Raw genomic sequence first — 11,832 nt, 5'->3', positions numbered from 1 at the left:
AAACAATAATAATCTTACAAATTCAAAAATCCTTTATAATATGCCTATTCCAAAAATATTGACCCATATTGCAGAACATCTGCAAAAACGAAATATCCAACTTTCTCAACAATATGTAGACGGACGAATAAACGCTTCCATCAATGAAGACGAACTCATAAAAAAAATTCAAAAAAAGTTTGATATTCACTTACTCAAACATCGTGCTTGGTATGACTTTGCAAGAGAAGACAAAAAAGAATTTTATCCCGTCAATATAAAAGTTACTGACACAACTCACGCTGATAACTTAAATTGCAAATTAGGAATTTACTATGCTTTGACGGGAATGTTACCCGATTTTCCCAATGAAATTCGCTGGTTACATTATTTTGAAAAGTTAAAAGAAAATATTGGAATAGATAAAAATAAGGACTATTATTTTCTTATTTTCAATAAGCAAAACCCTGCTAACATTTTTGTAAATACGCTCAAGGGACTACAGAAACTGCAACCAAACGGCAATAATTTACCGTTTCAATGCAAATGGGATGACAATAAGGAATATAAAAATCGCTCATTCCCAAAAGCCGCCGAATTTATTTTATCTACTTTTGGTGAATCTATAAAATTGCGTTCAGAGATTTATTTCAACTTCAAAAAATATTTTCCCGAATATGTATAATGTAGAGCAATTAGGACAGGTTTTCACTCCTCCATCTATTGTAGCAGAAATGTTGCAATTAAGAAAGAATTTTGGGAAGGTTCTAGAGCCATCAAGCGGGGACGGTGCTTTTGTAAAAAATATCCCTGGCTGCATAGGTATAGAATTGGACACAATACATTGCGGTAGGCATTCGCTCCACATGGATTTTTTTGATTATCCCATTTCTCATACATTTGATACTATTATTGGCAATCCACCTTATGTTCGTTATCAAGATATTCTACCCCACACAAAGCAAAAAATAAAATCAAATTTATTTGGTGAGCGGACAAACCTGTATTTGTTTTTCATTGAAAAATGTATCCATCATTTGAGCGATAAAGGAGAACTGATTTTTATTACTCCAAGAGATTTTCTCAAAGCGACTTCGAGCATCAAACTCAATGAATTTATTTATAAAAACGGGACTTTTACGGACATAATTGATTTGGGTGACAAGAGAGTTTTTAATGGTTTCAATCCAAATTGTATTATTTGGCGTTTTGAGAAAGGAAATTTTTCACGCAAAACAAATGTAACAAAAGAGTTTATTTTTTGTAACGGGCAATTGTTATTTACAGATATGTATTATCCCTTACAATTCCATGATGTGTTTTCAGTCAAAGTCGGTGCGGTGAGCGGAAATGACAAAATTTTCACAAATGATGAGTATGGTAATGCTCACTTTGTTTGTTCTTCTACATGCAAAACAGGTCAAACAAAGAAAATGATTTTTAATATTAAGCATGATTATTTAGAAAAACATAAAGAGGTTTTATTACAAAGAGGAATCAGACCATTTGACGAAACAAACTGGTGGCAATGGGGACGTATCCATTGCATGAGCGATAAGAAAAGAATTTATGTCAATTCCAAGACAAGAACAAAGCACCCATTTTTCGTTCACGAATGTAAAAACTATGACGGCTCTGTATTAGCAATATTCCCAAACAATCCAAAAGCAGACGAAAGAATACTTTCTGAAAAACTAAACTCTGTTAATTGGTTTGAATTAGGGTTTATTTGCGATGGGCGATATTTATTCTCTCAAAAAAGTTTAGAGAACAGTGTTCTGCCCGATTATTTTAGAGAGGATATTTATAAAACACACTTTTTTTGAGATAAAAATTTTACAAGGATGACACTGAAAAATATTTAAATTACAGGTTACAAAATTACAAACATATTAAAAATGAATTTCGGACACCCTCTTTTATTACAAAAAAATACTCCAAAAAAAATTGAATCGAATTTAAAAATTAAAAATTTTATTACAAACACTCATTAACCACTCTCAAACAAATATGTATACCAATATATTATTAAAAGATATAGAAAATATAAGGGTCATAACTATTAACAGACCCGATAAATTAAACGCTCTCAATCAATCTACATTACAAGAACTGGAAGAAATTATACAAAATATTTATTCAGATACACTGGTGAGAGGCGTTATTATTACAGGTGCGGGAGAAAAATCTTTTGTCGCAGGAGCAGATATTCAAGAGTTTAAAGCGATAGCAGGGAGAGCATTAGCAAGAAAAGGACAAAAAATATTCCAACTTATAGAGGACTGTGAAAAACCTATAATAGCAGCGGTAAATGGTTTTGCCTTTGGTGGAGGATGCGAATTAGCAATGTCTTGTCATATCATTGTAGCGTCAGAAAATGCGAAGTTTGGACAGCCCGAAATTAAACTTGGAATCATACCTGGATACGGAGGAACGCAACGACTCACTAGACTTATAGGAAAATCAAAAGCATTAGAACTCATTCTTACAGGAGAAAGTATTGATGCAAAAGAAGCACTCTTTCTTAAATTAGTAAATCACGTAGTTCCTGCTGATTCTTTGCTTGATAAATGCCACCAGATTCTTTCAAATATTGTAAATAAATCCCCAACAGCAGTTACTGCTTCTCTTAAAGCCGTTCAATCTTATTTTACATCTCCCGATGGATACGAAACAGAGCTAGAATGTTTTGAAAAATGTTGTGAAACCAATGATTTTATAGAAGGAGTAAATGCTTTTTTAGAAAAAAGAAAACCTGTTTTTTTGGGAAAATAAATATTCTGCTATGTATGGATTTTTTTTCTCAAAATATATTCAAAATGTGCCTTTTTCTTTTGGTAATGCAAAAAAAAAAATACTTTTTTTTTACATATTTTCCTTCCCTTTATTCTCACAAAGTTTAGAAAATACTTATGTAACCCTTCCATACAAAGAAATCCCTGTGTATGAGATATTATATATTTTGAAAAATAACACTTCTTATATACCTTCTTATAGAGATAATATTTTTGATGCGAGAAAGATACTTATTTTTGCAAGTGAAAACATCTCCGTAAAAAATATTTTAGAAATGCTGAAACAAACAGAAAAAATAAAATACACTCTTCGTGGAAAACATATTCTCTTCCTCAAAGATACCACAAAAAAAAATGTCACACTCTCAGGAATAGTACAAGAAAAAGGAAGTTTAGAACATCTTATAGGTGCTTCTGTTTCCGTAGAAGAACTGAGCCATGGTGCCTCTACTAATAATTATGCTTTTTACTCACTTTTAATCCCACCTGGGGTTTACAAAGTGAAAGTTTCTTATATTGGTTTTGAATCTCAAGAAATTCTTCTCAAAATAGATAAGAATATGACTCGAAATTTTGAACTTATTCCGACTACTCAGGTTTTAAATGATATCCTTATACAACCAAAAGAAGAAAATACTTTTATCACCAGTCCCTATTTAGGTTATAACAGAATAGGAATAAATACATTTGGCAATATTCCCTATTTTTTGGGAGAAAAAGATATTATTCAAGGATTACTTTTAATGCCTGGGATTTCTACAATTGGTGAAATAGCTACAGGAATCAATGTAAGAGGTGCTTCTTCTAATCAAAACCTGGTTGTATTAGACGAAGCGATTATTTTTAATAGTTCTCATTACTTTGGACTTATATCAGTTTTTCCTTATGAAATGGTAAATGATGTAGAACTATTTAAAGGGACTCTGCCTGCTTCTGATGGAGGACGTATTGCTTCTGCTATTCACATTAAGCAAAGAGAAGGAAGTAAAGAAAGATGGAAATTTTCAGGAAAATTAGGATTAGGATTAGCAAATTTTCTCACAGAAGGTCCTTTTATCAAAAAAAAAGGTTCGTTTATTTTTTCAGCAAGAGGAACTTTATTTCCCATAAACTTAAATTTTGGTAATACCTCGTTAACAAATAGATTTTCTTTTGTAGATATAAACTGGAAAAGTAATTTTGAAATAACTCCTCACAATAAAATATATATTTCAGGATATTATGGAAACGATTTTAACACCTTAGGAAGTGATTATTTTAACCAATGGGGAAATTTAGCAATTACTTTTCGATGGAATAGTATTTTAAACAAACATCTCTTTTCTAATCATTCTATTTCATTGAGCGATTATACATATAAGAAAGAAAATAACTCAGGAATTATTAAATATACCGATAAAAATGAAATTATAAATGTGCTTGTAAAGTCCGATTTTTCTACAAATATTGCTCGTTGGACAACGACTCAGTTCGGATATTCTGTAATTTTTCACAGGATACAACCTTTTAATAGAACTTTTTTTAAAGAAAACACCACATTAGAAAGCATTAATATTTTGACAGAAAATGGAATAGAACCCTCCTTATATTTTGACATTACTCAAAAAATTGGCGGTAGATTTTCTTTTTATGCGGGATTAAGATGGTCACATTTTTTGAAAGTAGGAGGAGCATCTGTCAATATTTACAAAGAAGATGAACCAAAATCAAAAGAGACGGTCACAGATGTCCAAGAATATAAAAGATTAGAAATAGTAAATTATTACCAAAATTTAGAACCACGTATATCTTTAGAATATACAATCAATAATGTGATTTCTTTCAAAAGTAGTTATAATAAGACTGTCCAATACATAGACCGTATTACCAGCTCTATTACTCCTTTTCCTTCAGATATATGGAAAATGAGCGACATCCATATACTTCCTCAGAAGCAAGATATGATTTCTTTTGGTGTTTATAAATCTCTCAAAAATGATTTGATAGAATGCTCTATAGAATTGTATCAAAAATGGAACGAAAATGGAAATATTTACAAAAATACATCTGATATATTTTTTACAAATGTGGAAACATTAGTCATTCCATACAAAGAAAGTATCAAGGGGATAGAATTTTTTATAAAAAAAAAGAGAGGATCTTTTTCAGGATGGGCGAGTTATACTCTTTCAAGAGCAGAGGTAAAGACAGTATCTCCATTTTTAGAACAAAATATCAATAATGGAGAATATTTTCCTTCTAATAATGACAGAACACATCAGTTTTCTATAACTGGCATTTATAATATGAATAAAAGAATTTCTTTTTCTTCTGCATTTATCTACGCTACTGGGTTACCTTTTTCTTTCCCCGAGATAAAATATGCTATTGACGGATTTACTATTCCTTATTATAATGTCAGGAATAAATCTCGAATAAGTGATTATCACAGATTAGATGTTTCCATGACATTAATACAAAAAAAAAAACTATGGAAAAGAGGAACAGGAGTATGGACTTTTTCTATATATAATGTATATGCACGTAAAAATGCTTTTGCTTATACTTTTCGACAGAACAGTAGTATAGGAAATATAGATTTCATACAATATTCCGTATTAGGAACTATAATACCTTCTGTTACGTATAGTTTTACATTTTAAAATAACAAATATAACAGATGTAACGTTTATTCTGTTCGTTTTGACTCTTTTTCTGTGGTTTCAAATTCTTTTGTTAATATATCCAAGACATCTTTTATGGTTTCTTCCTCTAAATCTGTTCTTCTCGCAAGATCTTCTACTGAATGACTTAAAACACTTTTAGCGGTATCGAGTCCTATTTTTTTAAATTCAGTAATTATCCATTCTTCAATTTCATCAGTAAACTCATTGAGGTCAACATCTTCTTCTGTATTTTGAATATATTCACTATCTCTATATATTTCTATTTCATAACCAACTAATTTACTCGCAAGCTTTATATTATTTCCTCCTTTACCAATAGCGAGTGATACCTGGTCAGGTTTAAGAGTGATAATAATTCTATTTTTATCTGTATCTATTTTAGTAGTGAGGACTTTTGCAGGGTTTATGGCTCTACTTACGTATAATTCTAAATTTTCTGTATAATGAACTAAATCAATATTTTCATATTGTAATTCTTTTGTTACATTATTTACCCTCACACCTCTTACTCCTACGCAAGCACCCACCGGATCTATTCTTTCATCGTAAGATTCTACGGCTACTTTTGCTTTTTCTCCGGGCTCCCTCACTATTTTTTTTATGAGAATGAGTCCATCATATAATTCAGGAACTTCATTTTCTAATAACCTTTGTAAAAATAGGGGAGAAGTACGAGATAGAGTAATTTTAAGAGAACCATCTTCTGCCATTTCTACTATATGAACAACTGCTTTTACATTATCTCCTTTTCTAAACCGATCCTTTGGTATGAGTTCTGATTGAGGCAGTGTTAGTTCATTTCCTTCTATATCTTTTAAAAGTAATGCTTTTTTGAATACTTGATGAACACTACAAGTTATTATTTCACCTACTCTCTCTTTATATTTTTTGTAGAGAATGCGTTTTTCTATATCTTTTACTTTGTCTAAAATGAATTGTTTTACTCCACCTACTGCTTTTCTCCCAAATAAATCATCTACATTAATTTCTTTTGCTATTACATGTCCTATTTCAAAATCAGGATCTATTTTTTTTGCCTCGGATAAACTTATTTTATCATTATCCCATATATCTTCAGAATTATCATCTATAACTTCTCTGTTTTGAATAATACGTATTTCCCCTTTTTCTGCGTCAATTGTCACATCAAAATTCTTCTGTACTCTATATTTTTTACGAATAAAAGTTCTAATTACTTCTTCTAATATTTCTAAAATTGCTCCCTTGTCTATTCTTTTTACTTTTGCAAAGTCCGTAAGTGATTCTATTAATAATGTGCTATCCATTGTTGTTTATGTTATAATATTTTTTGCTTGATAAATATCTGTAAGTAATATTTTTATTTCTGTTTCTGTTTTATTTTTTTCTTTTGCGGTAAGCATGTCTATACTTGTTTCATCAACAGATAGGAGTTTTCCTCTGTATTTTGTCTCATCACGAAGTAGGACTTCTATGTTTCTCCCTCTATTTCTTTTATATTGCACTAAAAATTGTATCGGATAATCTATTCCCGGAGAAGAAACCTCTAATGTATATGTCTCATTAGGATAATGGGTATCTATATAATGCAATATCTTCTTATTTACAAAGGCACATTCATCTATGGTTATTCCTCTTTCTGTTTCTAATAAAAGAGTTATTTTAGGAGTATTGTTTGCACCACTTGTTATTATATCTATTATAAAAATATCTGTCTCTCGTATTATTTCTTTTGTAAATTCTTTTATTGCATCTAAAGGAATCATAATATTTCTTGTTTATATGCTTTTTTACAATATAAAAAGGGGACTTTTTAGAGTCCCCTTCTTCATTGTTGTTTTCTATTTATTTACTTATTCTCCTTTTTACTTAGGAGCAAGAGTAAATGTCCAAGTACCCGCTACTACATTCTCTCTGTTAGAAGCAGATGTAACCGCAGCCACAGTAACTACAAGTGTTACAGTAGTACTAGTACCTGAAACTGTTAATGTGTATGATTTTCCACCTACAGTAACAGTAGCATTAGTACCAGTAACATTAGATGTTGTATAGGTACCTGAAGCAGGTAACACAGCATCAATATACTTTGCATCAACTCCTGTTGCGGATGGTCTTCCTGCTACGGTGAAGCTACCTGAATAACCACAGTTTGGATCACTATCTCCTGCAGTTGCAGCGAGAGTAATTGTGAGTGAACCTGTTGCTGCTGTAGCATTCCAAACAGCTGCTGCTCCTGTAGTTGCACCACCAGCATCTCCTGTAGCTGTTACTCCAGTAACAGTATAGGTTTTATTTAACGATGCCCCTACAGTAGCTTTGTGGTCACATTCAACGGGTGGTGTTGGATCACAAGAGATTAATAAAACACTTAAAAATAAAATTACGGGCAGAGCCAGTAACGAACTAAAATTTAATTTACTCATTTGTTGTAATTGTTTAATTAATTAATTGATATATATATATATAAAATCTTGACAATTTTATTCAATTCATAAAGATACATTTTTTTTACATTTTTCCAAAAAAAATATCTTTTTATTTTTTGAGTCCACTATAAAAATTTACTTTTTATACCCTTATAATTTCGTAATTATTTGATTACTAGTAATTTTTTAACTCAATATTTTTGTAAAAAAGAGTTTTTGGAGTGGATTCTTTTGTTTTTATTTTTTCTTCTTTGGAAGTATATGTATTTATTTGCTGTTTCTTTTTTAGTAAAATTACTTTTTATTTTCGATATTTAACAAAATTATGTTTTATAGAGATAAAAAACAGTGTGAACTTCGTTTTTTTTTAAAATATTATTTTTTTCTTTGTTTTTTTGTAAAAATATCTCTTAAAGATGTTTTTCTTATTTTTTTTTGATGTTTTATGAAATAAGTAAGAAAAACGAGGATTTGAAAGAGTAGTGAATATTTTTTTGAATATGATTAGATAATTTCCAGTAGGGTAGGGGTTCTAATAGGGTCAATGTAGTTTTTAAAATAACTCCATTGGAATCCAGAAATACTAGAATAGATACCTCAAAAAAACAAGGGCAATAGGTTATTGTTTAATAGTAGTAACGGATATAAATGTTTCAAAATAATCTTGGTTTGTTTTTTTGAATCCCCGCACTTGTTTTTGGATTTCCTTGATATCTAATCCATCGGTTATAAACTCATATCCGTCTTGGTGTGTAGTGTTAAGGGGATAAAACTTTTCTGCTTTTGCAAAAACAAGCATTGTTTCTGTTCCAAAAGGTGTGGCACATACAAAATCGTATGGTATTTTATACCAATCTCCCATTTTGTCGTACTCAAAGTTATCTAATAAGAGAACTTTTGTTTTATCTGCCATCTCATATATGATTCGGATAAAACATTTTTTATTTGCACTCACAGATATGGTCATCTTTTCACCTTCTTTGAAGAGGAGAGCGTCGTCTCCTTTGTTAGTAGAAACGTCTAATATCAAGTCTCCTGTATTTTCTATACCTGTTTCTAATTCTGTGCTGCTTTTTTTAGCAGTTTGGTAGTTATCGGGTTTATATGCAAGTTTATTATTTTCCAAATATTGTTTGGATATGTTTGTTTCTACCGTTGCGAGTACTTTATTTTCACTGTGGATAGATGTAAATATTACTAATTTATCATGTTCTTCTATATAATATCCTGAAATATAATGTGGTGAAAGTTTAGTTTGTACATTTAGATTGAGAATAGATAGATTATTTATACTGCTGAGTTTTGGTTTTAGATGGAGGAAGAGTTTATCAGAGAAAGCAGATGTCATCCTTTGGTCTTCTAATGTAAAGTATTTAAGTAAAAATTCTTTACCCGGAGATATGTTTGTTTTAGCTTTTATTTGGTACGCGATGAGAGTGCTTATGCTATTTATATCATAGAATTCATTTTTAGTGATATTTGTAATAGCATTGTTTACTTCCTTGTTTTTTGCTTCTATATTTTGAAAGAGTGTTTGTATTTCTTTGTTATGTGTGAGGGTATATGGATCTATTGCATGGATTTCAGTTTGAAGAGTTTGTATATCGTTATAGATAAAAGATGCTTGGTAGTAGTTTTCAATGAGTATATTTTTATCGGTATCTCTATTTGTTTCTGCGTTTTTTATTTTTTCTTGAATGGCATTGAAAAGGTTTTCAATTTTGGATTTACGAGTATTGATGCTACTTATTTTTTTTTCTCCTTCTATGGACTGTTGTGTGGATAAGATGGTTTGTTTTGTTTGTTGAAAGAGTTTATCAGTGGTGATGAATAGTTCTTTTGCTTCGGGGTCGTTTTTTTCAATATTTCCTTCATGGTCTAATTTTATGAGTACTTCTTTTATTTTTAAAATATTAGGAAATGTTTCTAATATTTCGAGCCATTGGGAAAGAATGACTTCTTTATCGGCGTCTATCGGTATATTTGTAATTTTGTCTTGTAATCCTTGTAAATGCCTCTTCAGTTCTGCCTTGTTGCTTTCTATTTGGGTAGTTCTACTGGTATAAGCAAAAGCATATCCGTATTTTTCTTTTTTATCGTAATAGGTTTCTATACAGAGACCTTTGAGGGAAATATGAGAGGAAGAAGAGGATTTTTGTTGGATAAACTCTTGAGATTGTCCGTTTATATTTCCTATTTCTACAGCGGTATTTACATTTATATCTACTTGGATACTTTTTGCCATTTCTGCTTCTGCTTGATTTTTGAGAGATGCTAAAAAGTCACTTTCTTCTTTGTTCTCTCTATTTTTTGCGGATGCAGACCCTTTTATATAAATAAAACTTGACCAGAGATCTGGACTGTTTATCCAATTAGGTTTTTTTTCATGTTTTTTATGAGAGCATTCTCTTTGCCCAAAAGAGTCAATACTATGATAACTTAATATCAGAATGATAAATAAAGATTTCATTGTTTTTTTAGTAGATGAGTTTTTATTATGAAAGTAATGATATTTTTTTAGTAACGTAACATTATTTTTTTGAATCTCTATAATCTGTTTTAATTGTTGTATCTAAAGGAAGTATTATTTGGTATTTTAGATTATTATCGGTACCGTCTTTCAAAACATCTAATCCATATTGTATATTTTCAACCTTAGCAGTATGAAAGGTTTTGAATATCCTATCCCACAGTGAAAATATATTCCCATAATTAGAATCTGTTTCGGGACGCATAAAATGGTGGTGTATTTTGTGCATATTGGGAGAAACAATAATCCAACTGATACCTCTATCTAACAGTGAATGTAATTTTATGTTTGCATGGTTAAACTGAGAAAAAACGACACTTAAACTTTGGTATAACATGACTAACCACATAGGGCTTCCTGATATTGCAACTGCAAGTACAGTAAAAACAGCCCGAAAGATACTTTCAACCGGATGGTGACGATTTGCGGTAGTAGTATCTACAGCGGTATCTGAATGATGCACCATGTGAAACTTCCACATCCATTTTACTTTATGTTCCATCCAATGTATGACATAGGCTCCTATAAAGTCCAATAAGAGTAGCCCTGACAAAGTAAATACCCAAATATTTATTTCTCCTACATAGTATAAGATGCCTATTTTATGTGCTACTACCATATCACTTGTCCATAATATAAGAGATGCTAACATAAAATTAATCAGTACAGTTGTAAACGTAAAAAATATATTTATGAATGAATGCTTGTAGCGATTCTGTTTATTTGTAAAGAGGGGCATTATGGTTTCCCATGTCCAAAAAAATACTAATCCACCTATGAGGATTGCAGCTCTATGGCTACTTGGAATAGTAGTGAAATAATTTTTTATATATTCCATTTTTGATGTGGTATATGTGTTTATATGAAATCTAATAAATATTTACAATGTAAATGAGATAATTTTTTACATAAATTATTCTCGTTTTCAAAATATATTTTAATTCTATAATTATAATGAGTCCCCTCTGAAAAGTTGCTTTTAAATATAGTTATAATGTTGTAAAATTTGATTACTACTAATTTTTAAACTCAATATTTCTGTAACAGTGACTTTTTGGAGTGGACTCAATATTACTATTTTTCATAGTATTTTACAATATTTTTTTTGACAATTTGTTTCATTATCATAAAAATGCTGAGAGAGTTTTCTAAGGAGGTGGATCATGTATAGAATTGTAATGATTTGAGCCAGAAAAATTGCTTATTATTTCAAAGAATGATTCTTGTAATGGTATTAGAAAATAGGGTTACGAGTAATACAATAACCGTTCCCTTAGAATGACTAACATACATTAAAAAAACATTTCTTTACACCGATTCATCTCATTTCTCACCCACTCTAAATTCTTTTGAAACTGCACATAGTCGGGGGCTTGTTTTACCAACTCTTGCCATAATATTGATGCATTTTCAAAATATTCCAAAGCCCTTGCTGTATTGCCAAGGGTTGAGTGCGT

General features: G+C 30.5%; 9 protein-coding genes. 4 read left to right on the top strand and 5 right to left on the bottom strand.

Going from position 1 to position 11,832, the window contains the following annotated elements:
• The 4 genes from QM536_02840 to QM536_02825 all read left to right on the top strand — a co-directional run.
• On the top strand, positions 1 to 664 hold a 664-nt coding region (locus QM536_02840; protein MDI9355945.1), incomplete at its 5' end, for a hypothetical protein.
• On the top strand, positions 657 to 1,805 hold the full coding sequence (locus QM536_02835) for a class I SAM-dependent methyltransferase (protein MDI9355944.1): 1,149 nt from the start codon (positions 657 to 659) through the stop codon (positions 1,803 to 1,805). The genes QM536_02840 and QM536_02835, both read left to right, overlap by 8 nt.
• Positions 1,806 to 1,989: 184 nt before the next feature.
• The gene (locus QM536_02830) at positions 1,990 to 2,754 is read left to right on the top strand and encodes an enoyl-CoA hydratase-related protein (GenBank protein MDI9355943.1); all 765 of its coding nucleotides are present in this window, start codon (positions 1,990 to 1,992) and stop codon (positions 2,752 to 2,754) included.
• A gap of 10 nt (positions 2,755 to 2,764) precedes the next feature.
• On the top strand, positions 2,765 to 5,416 hold the full coding sequence (locus QM536_02825) for a TonB-dependent receptor (protein MDI9355942.1): 2,652 nt from the start codon (positions 2,765 to 2,767) through the stop codon (positions 5,414 to 5,416).
• A 26-nt stretch (positions 5,417 to 5,442) separates the two neighbouring features.
• On the opposite strand, the gene nusA is transcribed toward QM536_02825, so the two are convergent.
• The 5 genes from nusA to QM536_02800 form a co-directional block, all read right to left on the bottom strand.
• On the bottom strand, positions 5,443 to 6,726 hold the full coding sequence (gene nusA, locus QM536_02820) for a transcription termination factor NusA (GenBank protein MDI9355941.1): 1,284 nt from the start codon (positions 6,724 to 6,726) through the stop codon (positions 5,443 to 5,445).
• A gap of 6 nt (positions 6,727 to 6,732) precedes the next feature.
• Positions 6,733 to 7,185, bottom strand: a complete 453-nt coding sequence (locus QM536_02815) for a hypothetical protein (protein MDI9355940.1) — start codon at positions 7,183 to 7,185, stop codon at positions 6,733 to 6,735.
• A 99-nt stretch (positions 7,186 to 7,284) separates the two neighbouring features.
• The gene (locus QM536_02810; protein MDI9355939.1) at positions 7,285 to 7,842 is read right to left on the bottom strand and encodes a hypothetical protein; all 558 of its coding nucleotides are present in this window, start codon (positions 7,840 to 7,842) and stop codon (positions 7,285 to 7,287) included.
• A 622-nt stretch (positions 7,843 to 8,464) separates the two neighbouring features.
• Complete coding sequence (locus QM536_02805) at positions 8,465 to 10,315, bottom strand: hypothetical protein (protein ID MDI9355938.1); 1,851 nt, start codon at positions 10,313 to 10,315, stop codon at positions 8,465 to 8,467.
• Positions 10,316 to 10,376: 61 nt separating this feature from the next.
• Positions 10,377 to 11,213 carry a sterol desaturase family protein gene (locus QM536_02800; GenBank protein MDI9355937.1) on the bottom strand — a complete coding sequence of 279 codons (837 nt, stop codon included), beginning with the start codon at positions 11,211 to 11,213 and terminating at the stop codon, positions 10,377 to 10,379.
• Positions 11,214 to 11,832: the final 619 nt, after the last annotated feature.

The organism is Chitinophagaceae bacterium, from assembly GCA_030053935.1.
GTDB lineage: Bacteria > Bacteroidota > Bacteroidia > Cytophagales > JASGCU01 > JASGCU01.
This window is presented reverse-complemented; position numbering and strand designations above follow the sequence as displayed.

Excerpts from the sequence above, each read along its gene's own strand:
- QM536_02835 (MDI9355944.1), top strand. The coding sequence starts at position 657 with ATGTATAATGTAGAGCAATTAGGACAGGTTTTCACTCCTCCATCTATT.
- QM536_02830 (MDI9355943.1), top strand. The coding sequence starts at position 1,990 with ATGTATACCAATATATTATTAAAAGATATAGAAAATATAAGGGTCATA.
- QM536_02825 (MDI9355942.1), top strand. The coding sequence starts at position 2,765 with ATGTATGGATTTTTTTTCTCAAAATATATTCAAAATGTGCCTTTTTCT.
- nusA (MDI9355941.1), bottom strand. The coding sequence starts at position 6,726 with ATGGATAGCACATTATTAATAGAATCACTTACGGACTTTGCAAAAGTA.
- QM536_02815 (MDI9355940.1), bottom strand. The coding sequence starts at position 7,185 with ATGATTCCTTTAGATGCAATAAAAGAATTTACAAAAGAAATAATACGA.
- QM536_02810 (MDI9355939.1), bottom strand. The coding sequence starts at position 7,842 with ATGAGTAAATTAAATTTTAGTTCGTTACTGGCTCTGCCCGTAATTTTA.
- QM536_02805 (MDI9355938.1), bottom strand. The coding sequence starts at position 10,315 with ATGAAATCTTTATTTATCATTCTGATATTAAGTTATCATAGTATTGAC.
- QM536_02800 (MDI9355937.1), bottom strand. The coding sequence starts at position 11,213 with ATGGAATATATAAAAAATTATTTCACTACTATTCCAAGTAGCCATAGA.